At 68.1% G+C, this 21,511-nt stretch carries 18 protein-coding genes; 11 read left to right on the top strand and 7 right to left on the bottom strand.

The genetic code is table 11. From position 1 onward, the window contains the following. Positions 1–208: 208 nt before the first annotated feature. Genes pgaA through pgaD form a run of 4 tightly spaced genes read left to right on the top strand, consistent with a single transcriptional unit; the run spans position 209 to position 6,462 of the window. Positions 209–2,638 (top strand): poly-beta-1,6 N-acetyl-D-glucosamine export porin PgaA, encoded by a 2,430-nt coding sequence (pgaA, locus tag ACN6PJ_RS16225; RefSeq protein WP_427996870.1) that lies wholly within the window; start codon positions 209–211, stop codon positions 2,636–2,638. A 10-nt stretch (positions 2,639–2,648) separates the two neighbouring features. Next, a complete protein-coding gene (pgaB, locus tag ACN6PJ_RS16220) occupies positions 2,649–4,685 on the top strand; it encodes a poly-beta-1,6-N-acetyl-D-glucosamine N-deacetylase PgaB (protein ID WP_427996869.1) in 2,037 nt (678 codons plus the stop codon). After that, entirely contained in the window at positions 4,682–6,019 is a 1,338-nt protein-coding gene (gene pgaC, locus ACN6PJ_RS16215) for a poly-beta-1,6-N-acetyl-D-glucosamine synthase (RefSeq protein ID WP_427996868.1), read from the top strand. The genes pgaB and pgaC overlap by 4 nt, the downstream gene beginning before the upstream one ends. Then, positions 6,016–6,462: a poly-beta-1,6-N-acetyl-D-glucosamine biosynthesis protein PgaD gene (gene pgaD, locus ACN6PJ_RS16210; protein ID WP_427996867.1), complete on the top strand. Its 447-nt coding sequence runs from the start codon at positions 6,016–6,018 to the stop codon at positions 6,460–6,462. The genes pgaC and pgaD overlap by 4 nt, the downstream gene beginning before the upstream one ends. Before the next feature lie 36 nt (positions 6,463–6,498). Here pgaD and ACN6PJ_RS16205 read toward each other — a convergent pair whose 3' ends face one another. Then, positions 6,499–7,734 carry an MFS transporter gene (locus ACN6PJ_RS16205; protein WP_427996866.1) on the bottom strand — a complete coding sequence of 412 codons (1,236 nt, stop codon included), beginning with the start codon at positions 7,732–7,734 and terminating at the stop codon, positions 6,499–6,501. Between the two features lie 166 nt (positions 7,735–7,900). Here ACN6PJ_RS16205 and ACN6PJ_RS16200 point away from each other — a divergent pair, with 166 nt between their 5' ends. Then, positions 7,901–8,710 carry an AraC family transcriptional regulator gene (locus tag ACN6PJ_RS16200; protein WP_427996865.1) on the top strand — a complete coding sequence of 270 codons (810 nt, stop codon included), beginning with the start codon at positions 7,901–7,903 and terminating at the stop codon, positions 8,708–8,710. A gap of 221 nt (positions 8,711–8,931) precedes the next feature. Next, on the top strand, positions 8,932–11,526 hold the full coding sequence (locus ACN6PJ_RS16195; protein ID WP_427996864.1) for a PBP1A family penicillin-binding protein: 2,595 nt from the start codon (positions 8,932–8,934) through the stop codon (positions 11,524–11,526). A 31-nt stretch (positions 11,527–11,557) separates the two neighbouring features. Here ACN6PJ_RS16195 and ACN6PJ_RS16190 read toward each other — a convergent pair whose 3' ends face one another. Then, positions 11,558–12,259 (bottom strand): metallophosphoesterase, encoded by a 702-nt coding sequence (locus tag ACN6PJ_RS16190; RefSeq protein WP_427996863.1) that lies wholly within the window; start codon positions 12,257–12,259, stop codon positions 11,558–11,560. A gap of 189 nt (positions 12,260–12,448) precedes the next feature. On the opposite strand from ACN6PJ_RS16190, the gene ACN6PJ_RS16185 reads away from it, so the two are divergent. Beyond that, positions 12,449–13,624 carry a PepSY-associated TM helix domain-containing protein gene (locus ACN6PJ_RS16185; protein ID WP_427996862.1) on the top strand — a complete coding sequence of 392 codons (1,176 nt, stop codon included), beginning with the start codon at positions 12,449–12,451 and terminating at the stop codon, positions 13,622–13,624. Next, positions 13,621–13,803 (top strand): hypothetical protein, encoded by a 183-nt coding sequence (locus ACN6PJ_RS16180; protein ID WP_427996861.1) that lies wholly within the window; start codon positions 13,621–13,623, stop codon positions 13,801–13,803. The genes ACN6PJ_RS16185 and ACN6PJ_RS16180 overlap by 4 nt, the downstream gene beginning before the upstream one ends. Positions 13,804–13,903: 100 nt before the next feature. On the opposite strand, the gene ACN6PJ_RS16175 is transcribed toward ACN6PJ_RS16180, so the two are convergent. Next, entirely contained in the window at positions 13,904–14,728 is an 825-nt protein-coding gene (locus ACN6PJ_RS16175; RefSeq protein WP_427996860.1) for an aldo/keto reductase, read from the bottom strand. A 320-nt stretch (positions 14,729–15,048) separates the two neighbouring features. Here ACN6PJ_RS16175 and ACN6PJ_RS16170 point away from each other — a divergent pair, with 320 nt between their 5' ends. Together ACN6PJ_RS16170 and ACN6PJ_RS16165 are read left to right on the top strand one after the other, a co-directional pair. Beyond that, positions 15,049–16,854 carry an ABCB family ABC transporter ATP-binding protein/permease gene (locus tag ACN6PJ_RS16170; protein WP_427996859.1) on the top strand — a complete coding sequence of 602 codons (1,806 nt, stop codon included), beginning with the start codon at positions 15,049–15,051 and terminating at the stop codon, positions 16,852–16,854. Between the two features lie 51 nt (positions 16,855–16,905). After that, a complete protein-coding gene (locus ACN6PJ_RS16165) occupies positions 16,906–17,295 on the top strand; it encodes a Rieske (2Fe-2S) protein (protein ID WP_427996858.1) in 390 nt (129 codons plus the stop codon). Here the strand turns inward: ACN6PJ_RS16165 and ACN6PJ_RS16160 are convergent. Then, complete coding sequence (locus ACN6PJ_RS16160; RefSeq protein ID WP_427996857.1) at positions 17,244–18,254, bottom strand: bile acid:sodium symporter family protein; 1,011 nt, start codon at positions 18,252–18,254, stop codon at positions 17,244–17,246. The genes ACN6PJ_RS16165 and ACN6PJ_RS16160 overlap by 52 nt on opposite strands. 106 nt (positions 18,255–18,360) lie before the next feature. On the opposite strand from ACN6PJ_RS16160, the gene ACN6PJ_RS16155 reads away from it, so the two are divergent. After that, positions 18,361–19,203 (top strand): LysR family transcriptional regulator, encoded by an 843-nt coding sequence (locus ACN6PJ_RS16155; RefSeq protein ID WP_427996939.1) that lies wholly within the window; start codon positions 18,361–18,363, stop codon positions 19,201–19,203. 48 nt (positions 19,204–19,251) lie between these two features. Here the strand turns inward: ACN6PJ_RS16155 and ACN6PJ_RS16150 are convergent, their stop codons facing one another. From ACN6PJ_RS16150 to ACN6PJ_RS16140, 3 genes are all read right to left on the bottom strand, one after another. After that, positions 19,252–19,539 (bottom strand): hypothetical protein, encoded by a 288-nt coding sequence (locus ACN6PJ_RS16150; protein WP_427996856.1) that lies wholly within the window; start codon positions 19,537–19,539, stop codon positions 19,252–19,254. A 71-nt stretch (positions 19,540–19,610) separates the two neighbouring features. Beyond that, a complete protein-coding gene (locus tag ACN6PJ_RS16145) occupies positions 19,611–20,480 on the bottom strand; it encodes an N-formylglutamate amidohydrolase (RefSeq protein WP_427996855.1) in 870 nt (289 codons plus the stop codon). A 2-nt stretch (positions 20,481–20,482) separates the two neighbouring features. Continuing rightward, entirely contained in the window at positions 20,483–21,472 is a 990-nt protein-coding gene (locus ACN6PJ_RS16140; RefSeq protein WP_427996854.1) for a Bug family tripartite tricarboxylate transporter substrate binding protein, read from the bottom strand. Between the last annotated feature and the right edge of the window lie 39 nt (positions 21,473–21,511).

The following is a 21,511-nucleotide window of genomic DNA, read 5'->3' as shown; positions in this document are numbered from 1 at the left end:
GGCGCCGCGCATCAATAACCCTAGTCTCCACCTCCGTCGCGGGCGCCTTGCGCCCGCGTTGCGTCCGGCTGCCGCGCTCGCGCGCGCCCGGCGGAGGTCGCGAACGCCCTTAGTTGCAACTGCGGAAGTACTACAGATGCCATGCAAAGGAAGACCCGCGGGGGTCGCCGCCGACAAGCGGCAAACGCCTCGCATTGACGCCGCAGGCTTGAGCCTGCTTGCCGCCTGCGTCGCCCTGACGCCCGTCCTGGCCCTCGCCAGCCCGGCCGATGACTACGACAGTCTGATCTCCCGGGCGCGTGCCGGCGAATACGAACCCGCGCTGATCATGCTGCGGCGGCAGGGCCCGGACGCCGGCTGGCGAGCCGTCCATGACCGCATCGTCATCGCGGGCTGGGCCGGCAGGCCGGCCGAAGTGGTCGAGGCCTACGAAACGCTGCCTGCTGGCGCCAGGCCGCCCGCCGAAGTCCGATTGGCCGCGGCGCGCGCCTACCGCGACCTGCAGCGCTGGCCCGAAGCGCTGGCCGCCTACCGCGCGGGCCTGCGCAGCCACCCTGGGCAAGCGGCCTTCCAGGCCGGCGAAATCATGACGCTGGCCGACTCGGGCCAGCCGCAAGCCGCGCGACAGGCCGGCGAACAATGGGTCCGCCGCCAGCCGCGGAACGTCGATGCCCGTCTGGCGCTCGCCTACGTGCACGCCCGCCAGCGCCGCCCCTTCGATGCCCTGCACCAGGCCGACCAGGCCCTGGCCATCGCCCCGGACACGCCCTACGTCCAGCGCGAATACATCCAGGCGCTGCAGCGCGCCCGCATGTCCGGCGCAGCCCTGGCCCGGGCCCGCGAACATCCCGGTCTGTTCGATGCCGCCGAAATGCGACGCTTCGAAGCGGACGCCGTGGCGCAGCAGGTGCGCCTGTCCTCCATGCCCACGCGCGGCGAAGCCGAGCGCTTCACCATCGCCGACCGCGCGCTGGCCCGCTATGACGAGCTGATTCCCGCCTGGCGCGAACTGGGCGAGGCCGCCCGCGACGACGTGCTGCGCGCGCGCATCGACCGCCTCCACGCCCTGCACGCCCGCGTGCGCATGGCCGATCTCGTGCGCGAGTACGAGGCGCTGCGCGCGGAAGGCGCCGACGTGCCGCGCTATGCTCTGAACGACGTCGCCTCCGCCTACCTGTACCTGCGCGAGCCCGAGAAGGCCCGCGACATCTACCGGCAGGTTGCCGCGGACGACGCCGCGCGCAACGACGATCCCGAGGACCGACTGAGCAACGAAACCGGCCTGTACTACTCCCTGGCCGAAGCCGAAGCATTCGGGGAAGCCTCGGAAAGCCTCGCAGCCACGCGGGACGCCTATCCGGAATGGGTCTACATCAAAGGCCAGCCCAGCCGCATCCCGAACGATCTGAACCTGGAACGCCTGCAGACCGAGGCGTCGGCCAGCCTGCTGGCCGATGACACCGAGACCGCCCAGCGCAGTCTGGAAGACATGGTGCGCAAGGCGCCCAACAACTCCACCCTGCTCGCCCAGCTCGCCGCGACGTACCGGGCGCGCTCGCTGCCGCGCGCCTCGGAACGCACGCTGAAGATGGCGGAAACGCTGACGCCCCGCAGCCTGGGCGTGGAGAACGGCCAGGGCTTTGGCGCGCTGGAGCTGCAGGAATGGCGCCAGGCCGAAGCCCTGAGTCAGGACACGCTTGCGCGCGCTCCCGAAGACCTGGTTTCGCGCCGGCTGGCACGGCAATGGGAAGTGCACAACAAGGCCGAACTCCAGATCAACGGCTATCGCGGCCTGGCATCCGACAGCCCGGTTTCCGGCAGCGGCGATTTCGGCATCGACGCGGTGCTGTATTCGAAGCCGCTGGACTACAACTGGCGCGTGTTCGGCGGAGGCGGATACGCCGCCGGGGACTTCGAAGAGGGCCGGGGCACCTACCGCTGGGTGCGCACCGGCGTGCAATGGCGCGGCCGCGACCTCACCGTCGAAGGCGAGGCCTCCACGCATGACTATGGCCACGGCGTCAAGCCGGGGCTGCGCCTGAGCGCCGCCTACGACGTGGACGACCACTGGCAGCTGGGCGGCTCGGCCGAGTTGATGTCGCGCGAGACGCCGCTGCGCGCGCTGGCAAGCGGAGTTTCGTCCAACAGCCTGTCGGGCTTCGTGCGCTGGCGCGCCAACGAGCGCCGCGAATGGACGCTGGCGCTGTCGCCCTCGCATTTCAGCGACGGCAACAACCGCTGGGCGCTGGGCCTGAACGGACGCGAGCGCGTCTACACCGCGCCGCACCTGAAGGCCGACCTGGAGTTCGACATTTCCACGCAACGCAACAGCGGCGGCAGCGACGTGCCCTATTTCAACCCGCGTTCCGACCTGATGCTGCTGCCGGGCTTGCGGCTGACCCACACCCTGTATCGCCGCTACGAAACCGCCTGGGAGCAGATCGGCACGATCGGCGCCGGCGCCTACGCCCAGCAGTACTACGGCACGGGCGGCGTGATCGCATTGGGCTACGGCCAGCGCTATCGCGCCAACGACGTCCTCGACATGGGCGCCATGATCACCGGCATCAGCCGCCCGTACGACGGCGACCGCGAGCGCGAACTGCGCATCGTCTTCGATCTCGCCTACCGCTTCTGAGACCGCTTCCATGCTTAGAACCCATACCCGCGTCCTGTTGGCCGGCCTGCTGTTGCTGCTCATCCTGGTCCTGACAGCCTGCGCCAAGGACATTCCCGTCTATACGCCCCCGTCCGAGCGGGCGGTCGCGCCCGTCGACCGTCCCTGGGTCTCCGGCCAATTCCTGGCCCTGGCCTATCACGATGTCGAAGACGAGGACCCCGACCAGGGCTTCCTCAGCGTGCGCACCGACCGCCTCGTCGACCAGTTGGCCTGGCTGCGCGAGAACGGCTACCAGGCCGTGTCCGTGGACCAGATCCTGGATGCGCGCAACGGCGGCCAGCCCCTGCCCGACCGGGCGGTGCTGCTGAGCTTCGACGACGGCTACCGCAGCTTCTACACCCGCGTCCTGCCCATCCTGAAAGCCTATCGCTGGCCGGCCCTGCTGGCGCCCGTGGGCATGTGGATGGACACCCCCGCGGCCAAGCAGGTGGACTTCGGCGGCAGCCCTCAGCCGCGCGACCGCTTCCTGAACTGGAACGAGATCCGCGAAATCTCGCGCTCCGGCCTGGTGGAGATCGCCGCGCACACGGATGCCTCGCACTACGGCGCGCTCGCCAATCCGCAGGGCAACACCGAGCCGGCGGCCGCCATCCGGGTCTACGACGGCCGCGCTCGCCAGTACGAAACCGAGCGGCAGTTCCAGGCCCGCATGGGCCGGGACGTCGCCGCCATCACCGAAAAAATCCGCCGCGCCACCGGCAAGGCCCCGCGCGTCTGGGTATGGCCCTACGGCGCGGAGGGCGGCTCGACGCTGAAGATCGCGGACGAGCACGGCTACCGCATGGCGCTCACGCTGGAGGACGGCCCGAGCCGGGTGTCGCGCCTCATGTCGACGCCGCGGCTGCTGCTGTCCAACGACCCGCAGCTCCGGTCCTTCGCCGACAGCGTCGCCGGCATCGAGGCCCTGCCGAAGATGCGCGTGGCGCACGTGGACCTGGACTACGTCTACGACCCCGATCCCGCGCAGGCCGAGCGCAATCTGGGCGACCTGGTGCAGCGCATCGTGGACATGCAGATCAACACGGTGTTCCTGCAGGCGTTCGCGGACCCGGAGGCCGACGGCCTGGTCCGGTCCGTGTACTTTCCCAACCGCTGGCTGCCGATGCGCGCCGATCTGTTCAACCGCGTCTCCTGGCAGTTGCAGAACCGGGCCCACGTAAGCGTCTACGCCTGGATGCCGGTGCTGGCTGTCGACCTCGACCCCTCCATCGCGCGCGTCACGCGCTGGGACCCCGAGCATCCCGACGCCACGCCCGCGCCGGACCCGGACCAGTACCGACGTCTCTCGCCTTTCGACCCGGTGGCGCGGCAACGCATCGGCGATCTGTACGAAGACCTTGCGCGCTACACGCTTTTCGACGGCGTGCTGTTCCACGACGACGCCCTGCTGAGCGACTTCGAGGACGCCAGCCCCGGCGCGCTGGCGGCCTATCGCAAGGCCGGCCTGCCCGGTTCGATCGCCGAGCTGCGCGCGGACCCGGACACGATGCAGCGCTGGACGCGCCTGAAAAGCCGCGCCCTGGTCGATTTCACGGCCGAGCTGGCCGAACGCGTGCGCGCCGTGCGCGGCCCGCAGATCAAGACCGCCCGCAATATCTACGCCGAACCTGTCCTGAACCCCGGCAGTGAAACCTGGTTCGCCCAGAACCTGGACGATTTCCTGGGCGCCTACGACTGGACCGCGCCTATGGCGATGCCGCGCATGGAAAACGTGCCCGAGGCGCGCGAAAACGCCTGGCTGGACCAACTGGTCGACGCGGTCGCGCGGCATCCCGGCGCGCTGGACAAGACCGTGTTCGAACTGCAGGCGCGCGACTGGCGCACCGGCCCCGGCCGCCCCGAAGCCACGCCCATCGACACGGACGTGCTCGCGGGCTGGATGGCGCGGCTTCAATTGCGCGGCGCCCGCAGCTTCGGCTACTACCCCGACGATTTCTCGCAAGACCAGCCCCGGCTGCAAGGCATCCGGCCCGCCATTTCCGACGCCTGGTACCCCATCCGATGATAGACCGTCTGATCGCCCTGCTTATTCTCTGCGCGATGCTCGGCGCGCCCTTCGGCTTCACCCTGATGCTGACGGGCGAAGCGCTCCTGGGCTTCGTGTTCTTCTACCCTCTGTTCATGTCCGGCATGTGGATGACGGGCGGCCTCTACTTCTGGTGGCACTGGGAACGGCACTGGAAATGGGGCAAGGACCGCGAGCCCCCTGCGCTCGCGGGCAATCCGCTCGTTTCCATCCTGGTCCCCTGCTTCAACGAAGCGGACCACGGCGAAGACACCCTGCTGGCCGCCCTGGGCCAGAACTATCCGCACATCGAAGTCATCGCCATCAACGACGGCTCCACCGACGGCACGGCGGAAATGCTGGACCGCCTTGCGGCCAGCCATGACCGGCTGCGCGTGGTGCATCTCGCGCAGAATCAGGGCAAGGCCATGGCGCTGCGCATGGGCGCGCTGGCGGCGCGCAGCGAATACCTGGTCTGCATCGACGGCGACGCCTGGCTGGATCCGGACGCGGCCGCCTACCTGGTCGCGCCGCTGATCGACAATCCGCGCGTGGGCGCCGTCACCGGCAACCCGCGCATCCGCACCCGCTCGACGATGATCGGCCGGATCCAGGTAGGGGAATTCTCCTCGATCATCGGCCTGATCAAGCGCACGCAGCGTGTCTATGGACAGGTGTTCACGGTGTCCGGCGTGGTCGCCGCCTTCCGGCGCGCGGCGCTGGACCGCGTGGGGTACTGGAGCCTGGACATGATCACCGAGGACATCGACATCAGCTGGAAGCTGCAGCGCGACCACTGGTCGATCTTCTACGAGCCGCGCGGCCTGTGCTGGATCCTGATGCCCGAAACCCTGCGCGGGCTGTGGAAGCAGCGGCTGCGCTGGGCGCAGGGCGGCGCCGAAGTTTTCCTGAAGAATCTGCGCTCCATCTGGACGTGGCGCCACCGCCGGCTGTGGCCCCTGGTGGCGGAGTTCTGCCTCTCCACCGCCTGGTCCTTCGCCTTCGGCATATCGGTGCTGCTGTGGGCCATCAGCCAGGTGGCCACGCTGCCCAACAACATGCACATCGCAAGCCTGATGCCTCCCGCCTTCACCGGCATGATGCTGGCTGTCGTGTGCCTGCTTCAATTCGCCGTCAGCATCCTGATCGACCGCCGCTACGAGCCCGGCCTGCCGCGCGCCCTGTACTGGGTCATCTGGTATCCGCTGGCCTTCTGGATGGTGAGCCTGTTCACCACCCTGGTCAGCTTTCCCAAAGTCATGCTCCGCAAGCAGGCCCAGCGCGCGCGCTGGACCAGCCCGGACCGAGGCATCAAATCACCGGACGCATCATGATCATCACTACGCAACGTTCCCGCGCGGGCTACGTGTTCGACTTCATCCTGACCGCCGTCGGCTGGTTCGCTTTCGTCTATCTCTTCGGCGCGGGCATCCTGGCCATTCTGCGGGACGCGGCGCAAGGCCCCGGGCTGTCGCCTTGGCCCGCCTTCGTGCCCACGGTGCGCACGCTCTCGGGATATGCCCTGCTCGCGGCCGCGAACGCGGCCGTGCTGGTGGCGTGGGCGGTCTACAACCATCGCCGCTTCGCCGGCAAGGACCGCCGCAAGCCGATCAAGCCCCTGGGCGATCGCCGGCTGGCGGCGAGCTTCGCGCTCACGCCCGCGCAGCTGTCCCACTTGCGGTCCGCCCGCTCGGCGGTCATCCACCATGGGGCGGAAGGCGAAATCACCGACATCGAGACCCGCAGCCCGCTGCTGAGCGCCCTGCGCACGGGCTGAGCGGGCCGATCCGGAGGGCGCGGCGCGCCCTCCCGCTCAGGCGCGCGCCTTCTCCACGTTCGGCAGCAGGATCGCCACCACGCCCAGCAAAGGCAGATAGGCGCAGACCTGATACACGTAGCCGATGCTCGTGGCATCCGCCAACTTGCCCAGCGCCGCCGCGCCCACGCCGCCCATGCCGAAGGCAAAGCCGAAGAACAGGCCGGCGATCATGCCCACCTTGCCCGGCACCAGTTCCTGCGCATAGACCACGATCGCCGAAAAGGCCGAGGCAAGCACCATGCCGATGATCACGACCAGCGCGCCGGTCCAGAACAGATTGGCATGGGGCAGCAGCAGCGTGAACGGCGCCACCCCCAGGATCGACACCCAGATCACGATCTTGCGGCCGATGCGGTCGCCGACCGGGCCGCCCACCACCGTGCCCACCGCCACCGCGGCCAGGAACAAGAACAGATAGAGCTGCGCCTCGCGCACCGACAAGGCGAACTTGTCGATCAAATAGAAAGTGAAGTAGCTGTTCAGGCTGGCCAGGTAGAAATACTTCGAAAACACCAGAACGCCGAGCACGGCCAGGGCGCCCAGCACCTGCCTGCGCGACAGCCCGTTGCCGGCCCCTTCGCGCCGCGCCTTCGGCTTGAGCCTCACGCGGTTGGCGCTGTACCAGCGCCCGATGCCCGTCAACACCACGATACCGAACAGCGCCGCCAGCGAGAACCACGCCACGCTGCGCTGCCCGTGCGGAATGATGAACAGCGCGGCCAGCAGCGGCCCCAGCGCGGACCCCACGTTGCCGCCCACCTGGAACAGGGATTGCGCCAGCCCGTGGCGCCCGCCCGAGGCCATCCGCGCCACGCGCGACGACTCCGGATGGAACACCGACGAGCCGGTGCCCACCAGCACCGCCGCCGCCAGCAGCCAGCCGAACGACGGCGCGACCGACAGCATCACCAGCCCCACCAGGGTGAAGCCCATGCCCACCGGCAGCGAATACGGCTTGGGATTGCGGTCGGTGTAGAAGCCGATGAAAGGCTGCAACAGCGAGGCGGCCAGCTGGTACACCAGCGTGATCAGTCCGATCTGCGCGAATGACAGGCTGAACGAATCCTTCAACATCGGGTAGATGGCCAACAGGATCGACTGGATCATGTCGTTCATCAGATGCGCCACGCTGATCGCGCCCAGGACCTTGAAGGCGGTGGACGGATCCGAGGCGGCGGGCGGGGCGGGATTGCCGTCGGCTACGGCGGCGGGGTTCTGGGCGGAAGTCATGGTCTCGGGCGATAAGGGGATGGCCTGCCCGGCAAGCACGCCGGGACCTGGGGACAGTGTAGGAATCCGGCGCCTGCCCGATCTGCCATTTTTCGTCGTATAAGTGACAAGATACGGAAATTGCCCTTTTATTTCCCTTCTCATCCTTATGTCGGAAGTGACATCCATGCCCGCACGCCTTACCCTGCCCGACCCCGCCCGCAGCGTCAACGCGCAGGATTACCAGGACCGGCCGCGCGTGGTGACGGCCATGGCCAAGGAGTTTCCGGCCGGCGCGCGGACGGGCACCCATTCCCATCCCCGCGCCCAGCTGATCTATGCCGTCGAGGGAATCATGCGCGTCACCACCCCCAGCGGCTTCTGGGCCCTGCCGCCGCTGCGCGCGCTGTGGGTGCCGGCCGGCGTGCCGCACGGCGTGGACATGGTGGGCGCGGTGTCCATGCGTTCTCTCTATCTCCAGGCCGAGGCCGCCAGCCGCTACTGGCCGCAATGCCAGGTGATTGAGGTCAGCGGGCTGCTTCGCGAACTGATTCTGGCGCTCACGGCCGAGCCCATCGACTATCCGCTGGGGGGCCGGGCCGAGCAGATCGCCGCCCTGGCCCTGGCCGAACTGTCCGCCGCCCGGGTGGCGCCCATCCAGATTCCCTGGCCGCGCGACCGCCGCCTGCAGATCGTCTGCGCCGCCATCCTGGACCGGCCGGGGCTGCAGCGCGGCATCGAGGACTGGGGCAGCGAGGTCGGCGCCAGCGCGCGCACCCTGATCCGGCTGTTCCAGGCAGAGCTGGGCCTGAACTACCGCCAGTGGGTGCAGCAGGTGCGGCTGGCGGACGCCGTGTGCCGGCTGGCCCTGGGCGAGCCCATCGCGCGGATCGCCTCCGATCTGGGCTATCGCAGCCCCAGCGCCTTTTCGGCGATGTTCCACCGCGCGCTGGGCGCGCCGCCCCAGCGCTACCTCAGGGCCGCCCCCACAGGCTGACCGGGCGCCGCGGGCCGCCTTGCCGTTTGTCACCGCGCGCAATACATTTCACTCCGCGCGCGGGCGGATCCGGCGCGGCAGAGGCGCGCCGCGCCTATGCCAGGCCCCGTCCCTGATTTCTATCGCCTCCCCGCGCCCCTCCGTCCCCCGGGCAAGTTTGGTTACCGAAACCTTCTCGCGCGCTGGGCGGTCTATACCGTTCTGTCCTAGAATCGCCTGCAATGAGCACCCCCCAGCAATCTCCCGCCACCCCGGGCGGCAAATCGGGTTTCCCCTGGAAACGACTTCTCGTCAGAGCGGGCATCGCCGCCGCCGGCGTCGGCGTGTGCGGCGCCGTGCTGCTCGGGCTGGCGCTGGCCCTCGCCTGGCCCAGCCTGCCCGACCTGCACGCCATGACGGACTACCGCCCCCGGGTGCCGCTGCGCATCTATACCGCGGACAAGGTGCTGATCGGCGAATACGGCGAAGAGCACCGCAACGTGCTGCGCTTCGACGAAATCCCGCCCGTGATGCGCCAGGCGGTGCTGGCCGCCGAGGACGACCGTTTCTACAGCCACGGCGGCGTGGACTGGATGGGCGTGGCCCGCGCGGTGCTGACCAACATCATCAAGCAATCCAAGACGCAGGGCGGCAGCACCATCACGATGCAGGTGGCGCGCAACTTCTACCTGTCGTCGGAAAAGACCTATTCGCGCAAGTTCTACGAACTGCTGCTGACCTTCAAGATCGAATCGGAGCTCACCAAGGACCAGATCCTCGAGCTCTACATGAACCAGATCTACCTGGGCCATCGCGCCTATGGCTTCGCCGCTGCGTCGCGCACCTATTTCGGCAAGCCCCTGTCCGAGGTCACCCCCGCGGAAGCCGCCATGCTGGCCGGCATCCCCAAGGCCCCCTCGCGCTTCAACCCCATCACCAACTTCCCGCGCGCCGAGATCCGCCAGCACTATGTGCTGGGCCGCATGAAGACGCTCGGCTACCTGACGCCCGAACAAACGGACGAAGCCCTGAAGCAGCACCTGACCATCCGCGGCGCTGACGGCACGAGCGCTCGCGGCTTTGCCATACATGGCGAGTATCCCGCCGAACTGGCCCGCCAGCTGATGTACGGCGTGTTCCAGGAAGACACCTATTCCAAGGGCATCGACGTCTACACCACCATCGACTCCAAGGATCAGGAAGCCGCCTACCGCGCCGTGCGCGACGGCGTGCTGGACTACACGCGCCGCGCGGCCTATCCCGGCCCGGAAGACCAGATCGACCTTCCGGCCGACGTGGAGAAGGACTCGGTCGCGCTGGACGAGATCCTGGACGGCGTGCAGGAAAAGACCCCCGACAGCGAAGACATGCTCACGGCCGTGGTGCTGTCCGCCAGCCCCACGGAGGTGACGCTGGCCCGCAGCGCCCGCGAGATCATCACCATCTCCGACAAAAAGGCCCTGGCCGTGGTCGCCCGCGCGCTCAATCCCAAGGCCAACGACAGCCTGCGCCTGCGCCGCGGCTCGGTGGTGTACCTCCACAAGAACGGCGACAACTGGGAAATCATCAATATGCCGGCGCTGCAGGCCGCGCTGGTGTCCGTGGTGCCCCAGGACGGGGCCATCCGAGCCATGATCGGCGGCTTCGACTACAACCGCGGCGGCTTCAACCGTGTCACCCAGGCCTGGCGCCAACCCGGCTCCAACATCAAGCCCTTCGTCTACGCGGCGGCCCTGGAACGCGGCCTGACGCCGGCCACCCAGATCTCGGACCAGCCTTTCATGCTCACCGCCGAGCAGACCGGGTCCAAGGCCTGGCAGCCCAAGAACGACGGCAACAAATACGAACCCATGCTGACGCTGCGCCAGGGCCTGGTGCGCTCCAAGAACATGGTGTCGATCCGCATCCTGCAGGCCATCACGCCGCAGTATGCGCAGGACTACCTCACCCGCTTCGGCTTCGAGAAATCGCGCTGGCCCGCCGTGCTGCCGCTGGCGCTGGGCGCGGGCGGCGCCACGCCCCTGCAGGTCGTCAATGCCTACAGCGTGTTCGCCAACGGCGGATACCGCGTCACCCCCTATCTGGTGGACCGCGTCACCGACCGCTCCGGCAATGTGCTGATGCAGGCGCAGCCGGTCGTCGCCGGCGACGAGCAGGCGCGCGCCATCGACCCGCGCACCGCCTGGGTCATGGACGACATCCTGCGCGGCGTCACGGTCAACGGCACGGCCGCCCGGGCGCACCAGGTGCTCAAGCGCAACGACGTGGGCGGCAAGACCGGCACCACGAACGAAGCCGTGGACGTCTGGTTCTCCGGCTTCACGCCCAAGCTGGCCACCACCGTCTGGATGGGTTTCGACCAGCCGCGCTCGCTGGGCACCAACGAGTTCGGCAGCGGCCTGGCGCTGACCACCTGGCTGGACTACATGCAGCCCGTGCTCAAGGGCGTTCCGGAAAGCAAGCCCGCGCCGCGTCCCGACGGGCTGCTGGTGGACAACGGCGAATACTATTTCTCCGAATTCCCGCCGGGCCAGGCCGTCGCCTCGCTGGACCTGTCGTCCGGCGACGAATTGACGGATTTCCTCAACAACAACCGGTCGACGGACGGCGTCGACACCTCGGTCAAGCCCCTGCCTCCCAACGGCGGAGCGGCGCCGCTCGCCCCTCCCGTCCAGACGCCGCAGGCGCTGCCGATCCCGGTGCCCCGCGCCGACGGCGCGCCGGCAGGCAGCGCGCCGGCCTTCCCGCCCATCCCGGTGCCGAGCGTCGACGCCAACACCCCGGCCCAGGCCGGCACCGTCAACAGCCCCGGCGTCGTCACCGCGCGGCCGCTCTAGCGCGAGCCGCCGGCGCCTGGCGCACCGGAAATCAGACCTCCGTCACGACTTCCCTGGGCCAGGCCCGCAGCGATTCCAGTTCCAGGAATGTGAAGTAACCCGACTTCCACCCCTCGGTATCGATGTGATAGACGTTGCCCAGCGCCAGCGGCGCCGCAACCGGCGTGTGCCCTGCCACCACCGCCCGCACGCCCTGGATGCCGGTCCGGTTCATCTGCTGGAGGCGTTCGCGCGACCACTGGCAGGCTGCGCTGGTGCGCCGGTAGCGGTCCTGCAGCGCGGATTCCAGGCGCGGCCAGAACAGCACCGGGCAGTCGGCGTGCAACAGGCCCACCGCCCCGGCGGAGGTCTCGACCTCGATGGCGATGGGCAGTTGCGCAAAAGCCTCGGCAAAGACTGCCTGCCGCTCCTCGGGTAGATCCAGAAACCAGCCGCCGCCGTAGTCGCGCCAGTTCGCCACGTCCACCTGCCCCGTGCGCACGTGGCGGATGGCGTAGTCCTCGTGGTTGCCCTGCACGGCGTAAAACCAGGGACGGGCCAGCCAATCCAGCACGGCCTCGTTTTCGGGGCCGCGGTCGACCAGGTCGCCCACGGAAAAGAGGCGGTCCCGGGACGGATCGAAACCCAGCCGGTCCAGGCCGTCCTCCAGACGGGAAAAATGCCCGTGCAGGTCGCCCACCGCGAAATCGCGCCCGTGCTCGTTGCGCGGGACTTTGAGAAAGCGCTGCTCCATGATGCGGAACTACCACCGTGTCGATACTTGACCCTTCTTTTTAACCCGCTTTCGACCCGTCCCCGCAAACGCCCGCGTCCCGTCCCGGAAAAATTCCGTGACGAGAATCGATATTATTCGTGATAATGTTCCGACTTTCCCTACTCGCGCCTTAAAGAGGCTGCGCAACCCGCTGCCCCAGCCCTGCCCATGACAGCCGCGTCCACCATCAAAACCTGGTATCTGGTCCATAAATGGACCAGCCTGGTCTGCACGATCTTCCTCCTCATCATCTGTCTGACGGGCCTGCCGCTGGTGTTCCATCACGAGATCGAACACTGGCTGGACGACGCCAAGCCGCTTTCGGACGTGCCCGCCTCGACCCCGCCCGCCAACCTGGACAAGCTGGTCGGCACCGCCCTCTCCATGTATCCGGGCGAAGTCGTCGATTACCTGTTCTTCGACCCCGACGAGCCGCAGGTCTACGTCGGCATGGCGAAAAAGCCCGGCGACGGCCAGGTGTCCGGCCACGCGGTGCGCATGGACGGCCGCACGGGCGACGTGCTGCTGGACGGGCCGCCCTATGCCCAGGACCGCTTTTCGTTCATGGGCATCATGCTGGCCCTGCACGTGGACCTGTTCGCCGGCCTGCCGGGCGAGCTGTTCCTGGGTTTCATGGGCCTGCTGTTCTGCGTGGCCATCGTCTCGGGCGTCGTGCTCTACGGCCCCTTCATGAAAAAACTGGAATTCGGCACGGTGCGCGCCACCCGCTCCACGCGCCTGAAGTGGCTGGACCTGCACAACCTGCTGGGCATCGTGACGCTGGTCTGGGCCTTCGTGGTTGGCGTCACGGGCGTCATCAACGAACTCTCGACGCCGCTGTTCCGCCTGTGGCAGGGCACCGAGCTGGTGCGCATCCTGGAGCCCTACAAGGGCGAAAGCGTGCCCACCGAACTGGCCTCGGCGCAGGTCGCCGCCGACACGGCCCGGAAGGCCATGCCGGGCAACGAAGTGTCGTTCATCGCCTTCCCCGGCAACGCCTTCGGCAGCCCCCACCACTACATCGCATGGATGCGCGGCGATTCGCCGCTGACCTCGCGCCTGAACACGCCCGTCCTGGTCGACGGCAGGACGGGCGACCTGACGACCGTGGCCCGCATGCCCTGGTACCTGACCGCGCTCGAGCTCTCCCGTCCCCTGCACTTCGGCGACTACGCCGGCATGCCCCTGAAGATCATCTGGGCGCTGCTGGACATCGTCACCATCATCGTCCTGGTCAGCGGGCTATACCTCTGGCTGGCGCGCCGCCGCGCCACCGAAGCGCGCATCGCCGAACTCGTGCGCAAGCACCAGGCCGCCGCCATCCCCGACAGGACTCCCGCATGACGAAAGCAACCCGTGGTTTCATGTTTGTATGGGGCGCGCCGATCGCGCTGGGCGTGCTCAGCGTGTTCGGCCTGATGGCCGCCCTGCTCGGCACGGGCGCCTGGCACTGGGCCTCCTGGGTCGCCCTGGCCATCCTGCTCGCGGTGATCGTCCGCTACTGGGCCTGCCCCCTGAAATAGGATGGGCGCAGCGCGAGCGTTCAAGCGCCACAACGCGATTGCTCGACGCGCGCGCCGCGGGCCGGCGCCCTAGCCCAAGAAGCCTCGCGCCTCGCCCCTCCTACGAGAACGTTTCCGGATCGGGCCCCAGGCGCTTGCCGTCCGGGATGCCGTCGATGGCGGCCATGTCCGCCGCCGACAGCTCGAAGTCGAAAACATCGATGTTCTCGCGGATGCGGGCCGGGGTGACCGACTTCGGAATCACGATCAGATCGCTCTGCAAGTGCCAGCGCAGCGTCACCTGGGCTGGCGACTTGCCATACTTCTTCGCCAGCTCCAGGAGGGTTTGTTCCTTGGCGACCCCGCCTTGGGCCAGGGGGCTCCAGGATTCCGTCGCGATGCCGTGCCTGGCGTGAAAGGCACGCAGGTCCCGCTGCGCGAAGCCCGGGTGCAATTCGATCTGGTTCACCGCCGGGACGACGCCGGAAGCCTCGATCAGCCGCTCCAGGTTGGCCTGCGTGAAATTGGACACGCCGATCGAGCGCGCCCGCCCATCTTCCTTCATCTCGATCATGGCCCGCCAGGCGTCCAGGAACTTGTCGCTGCCAGCCACCGGCCAGTGGATCAGGTACAGGTCCACGTACGCCAGGCCCAGCTTCCCGAGGCTCTCGTCCATGGCCTTGTGGGCGTCGTCGTAGCCGTGCCTGTCGTTCCAGAGCTTGGTCGTGATGAACAGATCCTTGCGCGCCACGCCGGATGCGCGCAAGCCCGCGCCTACCCCGGCCTCGTTCCCGTAGATGGCCGCCGTGTCCACCGAGCGGTAGCCTGCCGCCAGCGCCTCTTTCACGCTGGCGGCCGCCTGATCGTCGGGCACCTGCCAGACGCCCAGGCCCAGCTGAGGAATCTTGCCGCCGTCGTTCAATTTCACTGCGGGTACCTTCGCCATAAGACCCTCCGTAGCTTGCAACGCGACGCAAGCGCGGCGAATACGCGCCAGATCGCGCAACCAAGGGGCAGCCAGGCTCAATCCTTGGTTGGAACAGTAAAAAAGCGGGCCCGTCAGGCTGCGCCCGTGTCGCGATACCGGATTGAAGGCCGCCGGAAGGGCCTTGCCATGCCCGGGGCCATGATCCCGATGATACCCCCATGCCCGCCTCCGCCCCGCCAGCCCGCCGCCGGGCAGGATTGCGGCCAGTGCCCGATAATGCGGTTCACCCGGCCCGCCGCGCCTGCGGCGGGCCAAGCGCAACCTATTCCGTCCGCCCCATGAATCCTGCAGAAACGCGGCCCAAGAACCGCGGCAATCTCCACACGCTGCGCACGCTCTTCCCCTATCTGTGGCCGCCCGGCAAGACCGGCCTGAAGGCCCGGGTGGTCGCCGCGCTGCTGTGCCTGTTCGCGGCCAAGGCGGCCACCGTCTACGTTCCCCTGCTGTACAAGCAGGCCGTGGACGAACTGGGCAAGGGCGCGCCCGGCACCGTCACGGTGCCGCTGGGGCTGATCCTCGCCTACGGCACCGCGCGGGTGTTCTCCCTGCTGTTTTCCGAACTGCGCGACGCCATATTCGCCCGTGTCGGCCAGCACGCCATTCGCGCGGTGGGCCTGCAGATATTCCGCCACCTGCACGCCCTGGCGCTGCGCTTCCACCTGGCGCGCCAGACCGGCGGCCTGAACCGCGCCATCGAACGCGGCACCAAAGGCATCCAGACACTGCTGTCGTTCCTGCTCTTCAACATCCTGCCCACCTTCTTCGAAATCGGGCTGGTCTGCATCGTGCTGTGGAAGATGTTCGACGCCTGGCTGGCGCTGGCCACCGGCACGACCGTCATCCTGTACATGGCGTACACCCTCATCGTCACGGAATGGCGATCCCAGTTCCGCCGCCAGATGAACGAGACCGATTCGGAGGCCAACACCAAGGCCATCGAAAGCCTGCTGAACTACGAAACGGTCAAGTATTTCGGCAACGAGGAACACGAAGCCCGCCGCTACGACGCGTCGCTGACACGATACGAGCGCGCGGCGGTGCGCAGCCAGGTGAGCCTGTCGATACTCAACATCGGCCAGGCCGCCATCATTTCCGCCGGGCTGACGCTCGTCATGTGGATGGCCGCCACGGGGATCGCCGAGGGCCGCTACACGCTGGGCGATTTCGTCCTGGTCAACACCTATCTGCTGCAGCTGTATTCCCCGCTGAGTTTCTTCGGCTTCATCTACCGCGAGATCAAGCAGGCCATGGTCGACATGGAGCGCATGTTCGAGCTGCTGGGCCAGGACCGCGAAGTCGCCGACCGGGCGGATGCCCGCCCCCTGCGCGTGACGGGCGGCCAGGTGGAGTTCCGCGACGTGCGTTTCGGCTATGACGCCCGCCGGCCTATCCTCAAGGGGGTGAGCTTCACCATCCCCGCCGGCAAGACAGTGGCCGTGGTGGGCACCTCGGGCGCCGGCAAATCCACCATCGCGCGCCTGCTGTTCCGCTTCTACGATGCCGACGGCGGCGCCATACTCGTCGACGGGCAGGACGTGCGCGACGTCACCCAGGCCAGCCTGCGCGCGGCGATCGGCGTGGTGCCGCAGGACACGGTGCTGTTCAACGACACCATCCGCTACAACATCGGCTATGGCCGCCCGGACGCCGGCGACGCGGAAATCGAGGCGGCCGCCCGCCTGGCGCACATCCACGACCTGATCATGGCCATGCCGGACGGCTACCAGACCATGGTGGGCGAACGCGGCCTGAAGCTGTCCGGCGGCGAAAAACAACGCGTGGCGATCGCGCGCACGCTGCTCAAGAACCCCGCCATCTTCCTGTTCGACGAAGCCACCAGCGCCCTGGACACGCATACGGAACGCGAGATCCAGGCCAACCTGCGCGAAGTCAGCCAGGGCCGCAGCACGCTGATCATCGCCCACCGGCTGTCCACCGTGGCCGACGCCGACGAGATCATCGTGCTGGCGGAAGGCCGCATCATCGAACGCGGCCGCCACGTCGAGCTGCTCGCGCAGCGCGGCGTCTACGCCGGCATGTGGGCCCGCCAGCAGGAACGCGCCCAGGCCGAGCCGGCGGATTGACAAGGCCGCCGCCTTGCACGACTATCGCACCCTTTGATTTCCAGGCCTCCCATGCAGGACTCCGCCCCCACCCCTGAAGTCCGCGTCTGCGCCGCCCACGATCTCGTCAATGGCGGCCTGGGCGTGAAAGTCCCCGTCTCCGACGGCTCGGGGCGCACCACCGCCTTCTTCGTGCGCTACCAGGACCGCGTGCATGGATACCTGAACCGCTGCGCCCACGTCGGCGTGGAACTGGACTGGGAAGGCAGCTTCTTCACCCGGGCCGGCGATCTGATCATGTGCGCGCGCCACGGCGCCACCTACGAGCCGGACACCGGGCTGTGCGTGGGCGGCCCCTGCAGGAACGCCCGCCTGACCGCGCTGTCGGTCGAAGAGCGCGACGGCGCCGTCTACTGGCGGCCCGCCGGCAAGATCCGCCCGCTGGAAGACGCGGCGGCCTGATCCCCGGCCGGGCGCTCCGCATAGCGGCGCGCCAGCACCGCGCACACCATCAGCTGCATCTGGTGGAAGATCATCAGGGGCAGCACCACCACGCCCATCTGCGACGTGCCGAACAGGACGGTGGCCAGCGGAATGCCCGATGCCAGCGACTTCTTGGATCCGCAGAAGACGAGGGTGATCTCGTTTTCCTTGGACAAGCCGAGCTTGCGCGCGCCCCACGTCGTGATCAGCAGGACCGAACCCAGCAGCAATGCGTTCACCAGCACCATGCAAGCCATGTCGATCGCCGGGAAAGCGCGCCAGATTCCTTGCGTCACGGCCTCGCTGAACGCGGTATAGACCGCCAGCAGGATGGAACTGCGGTCGACCTTCGCCAGCGCGCGGCTATTGCGCTGAGCCCAGGCGCCGATCCATGGCCGCAACAGGCTGCCCAACGCGAACGGCAGCAGCAGCTGCAACAGAATGCGGCCGGCATCGGCCAGCCCGTGGCCCCCGCCCTGGCGGTTCAACAGCACCGCAACCAGCAGCGGCGTCAGCACGGTGCCCAGCAGATTCGACGCGGTGGCCGCGCAGATCGCGCCCGGGATATTGCCGCGCGCCATGGAAGTCAGGGCGATGGAGGACTGCACCGTCGATGACAGGGTGCAGACGAACAGCACGCCCAGCCATAGCGACGGCGCCAGCAGGCCCGGGAACAGCGCCCGCAGGCCCAGCCCCAGCGCGGGGAACAGCAGGAAGGTGCAGGCCAGGATCAGCGCGTGCAGGCGCACGTCCTTCACGCCAGCCACGATGGCATCCGTAGACAGGCGCGCGCCGTGCAGGAAGAACAGCAACGAAATCGCCACGTTGCTGGCCACCATCATGAACGACGCCCCCTTTCCCTCGGCCGGGAAAAAACTGGCGAACACCACGGTGGCGATCAGGATGAGCGTGAATTGGTCGGGCAGAAAGCGGCGCATGGCAGGGATTTCCGAGAAGCTTGCGGAAAACTATAGGCGCCCGGGTTGTCATCGTGAAGGCCACTGGTTACTTTAACTGTCATCGGAATATCCTATGGCTAACCTCATGCTGAATCCCTTGTGGCTCAAGACCTTCGCGGCCGCGGCCGCCGCCCCCAGCTTCACCGAAGCCGCCCGGCGCCTGGGCCTGACGCAGCCCACCGTCAGCGAGCACATACGCCAACTGGAATCGGCGCTGAACCGCCGCCTGTTCCTGCGCGACACGCACTCCCTCTCCCTGACCAGCGACGGCCGCAGCCTGCGGGTGCATGCCGAGATCATCCTGGACGCCCACGAACGCGCCGAACGCCTGTTCGACGCGCCCCGTCTGCGCGGGCGCGTGCGCCTGGGCACCTCGGACGACCTGGCGATGGGCCCCCTGCCCGACGTGCTCGCCGCCTTCCGGCTGGCCCACCCCGAAGTCGAGCTGGACCTGACCATCGGCGTCACCAGCGAACTCTACAAGCTGCTGGACGACAACGGGCTGGACGTCATGATCGGCAAGCGCCGCCGCGGCGACCGCCGCGGCCAGACCCTGCACAAGGAAGCGCTGCTGTGGCAGGCAAAGGAAGGGCTGCGCGTGGCGCCCGACGTGCCCCTGCCCCTGATCCTGCTGCGCGAGCCCAGCGTCACGCGCACCCTGGCCCTGGACGCCCTGGCGCGCGCGGGGCGCAGCTGGCAGATCGTATGCACCAGCACCAGCTATGCCGGCTGCCAGGCGGCCGCCCGCGCGGGCCTGGGCATCACCGTGCAACCGTCGCACCTGTCCACCGCGGGGCTGGCCGCGCCCGCGGGCGCCGCGCATCTGCCGGTGCTGCCGCAAGTGGAATTCATCGTTATTTCGGCGCCCGCGCCCAACCGGCCCACCCGCGCGCTGACGGACATCCTGATGCGCAGCACGCTGACCTGAGTCCGGCGCGTCCCGCGGGCGGCGGGATGCGGGCCGGTCGCAAGCGCCCTATGCGGGCAGATGGTCTGGCACGCCGTCGGCGTCCACGGCGCCAACACGGTCCAGCGCATTGCGCGCGGCCGACATGGCTTCGACGGTGCTGCGAAAACGGCGGCTCGCGAAGATCTCGAATACCTGGTTGTCCGGCGCGGACTCGTCGTCCTGGGCATCGTCCGCAGGCGCGGCGCCCCGTTGGCCCAGCTTTCGCGTTTCCAGGAAGGCGCGCGGCGGAACGCGCCCCTCGGGCTGGGTCGCATACGCGACCACCGAGAATCCGTTGATGATCTTCTCAGCCATGGCGGCTCCGGTTGGCCGTTCCCGAAAGCGGCGCGGCGTCTGTTACCGACTACGGCCCGCCGCCTGGAAACTTAAGCCTGCGCGGCCTGGCGCGCCCGCACGTATGCCGCCACTTGCGCAAGCACATCCGACAGATCGGCCTTCAGCGAAGCGAAGCCCGAATTGCGCTCCCGCGTGGCCTCGTCCATGTATAGCGGACGGCGGATCTCGACCTGCAGGCTATGGCGGTTCAATGCTGGCTGGCCGATCTGCGCGATCAGTTGCACGCCCTTGTAGGGATCGTTGCGCGCTACCGTATAGCCCTTGTCGCGCAGCGCGGTTTCGATCAGGGCGATGAACTCCGGCTCGCACGTCGTGCCGTCGCGGTCGCCCAGCACGAAGTCCGCCAGCGGATGCTCGCTTTGGCGGCCCAGCCGTTCGTAGGCGTCGTTGGGCATGGAATGCAGGTTGAGGTGCCACACCGCGCCGAAGCGTTGGGTCACCCGCTGGATCGCCTCCGACAGGGCGGCATGGTACGGCTGGTAGTACGCCTGGATGCGGTGCCGCACTTCGGCCAGCGTCAGCTTGCGGTCGTAGATCGGCGTCGCCTTGTCCATCCTGCGCCAGATCAGGCCCTTGCCCAGGCGGGTTTTTTCGCCCGGATCCAGCGCTTCCGGCCAAGGTTCCGCCAACAGCTCCGGATCCAGGTCCTGCAAGGTCCGGTTGGGGTCGATGTAGACGCGCGGGAAATTCGCGGCGATCAGCGTGGCGCCCAGCGCGGGCGCCGCCGACCACAACTCGTCCACGTGCGTATCCTCGCCCTGGCGCAGTTGCGCCAGGGTTGCCGCCGCCCCGAAATCCTCGGGATAGCGCTCGCCGCTATGCGGCGAATCACAGACCAGCGGCACTGCCTGGCCTGCTGGTTCATGCACGGAAACTGCGTCGAAGTCGGCGTGTGTCATCGTCAATCAGCCTGAATGTTGGCGGTCTTGGCCACTTTGGCGTAGCGGGCCAGGGCCTGTTCGATCTGCGCCTGGAACTCCTGGGGCGTGGTGGGCATCAGCGTACCACCCACGTCCTCGGCCTTCTTGCGGAACTCCGGATCCTGCTGCGCGGCGCGCACGGCCTGGTTCAGGCGATCGACGACAGCTTGCGGCGTGCCGGCGGGCGCCACCAGGCCGAACCAACCGCCCGTGCCCATGTCGGGGTAGCCCAGTTCGATATAGGTCGGCACGTCCGGCAGCAGGGGCGAACGCTCCATGCCCAGCACGGCCAGCGGCCGCAGCTTTCCGCCCTGCACTTGCGGCAGGGTCGAGGACAGGTTGTCGGTGATCGCGTCCACCTGCCCGCCCATCACGTCGTTCAAGGCCGGCCCCGCGCCGCGGTACGGCACGTGCAGCAGCTTGATGCCCGACAGCATCATGAAGTTCTCGATGTTCACATGGCCCAGCGAACCCACGCCGGGCGAGGCGAAGCTGTAGCGGTCCGGCTCGGCCTTGGCCAGGGCCACGAATTCCGCCATGTTCTTGGCGGGAACCTGCGGATTGATCGCGAAGATGCTGGGCACGGCCACCACATTGGCCACCGGCACGAAGTCCTTGACGGGGTCGTAGTTCATCTTCCGGAAGACGGCCGGGTTCGAGCCGTGCGTGCTCATCGTGGCCATGCCTATCGTGTAGCCGTCGGGCGTCGCGCGCGCCACCTGTTCCATGCCCAGGGAGCCGCCCGCGCCAGCCTTGTTCTCGACCACGATGGTCTGCTTCAGGTCGCGGCCTGCGTACTCGGCGACCAGGCGGGCCACGATATCCGTCGATCCGCCGGCCGCGAACGGCACCACCAGCTTGATCGGGCGGGAGGGATAGTCGGCGGCCTGGGCGGCGCCGGCGAAAGTCAGGGTGGCGAACAGGCCGGCGAGCGCGAAGCGCGCGGACCGGCCGAAAGGACGGCGGGACATGGGGATGGCTCCGAAAGTTGAAGGTCAATCGACAAGGCC

The organism is Achromobacter sp. (genome assembly GCF_050285585.1).
Classification (GTDB): Bacteria; Pseudomonadota; Gammaproteobacteria; order Burkholderiales; family Burkholderiaceae_B; genus Achromobacter.
Note: the sequence above shows the minus strand (reverse complement) of the source record. Positions and strands in the feature narration are given on the sequence as shown.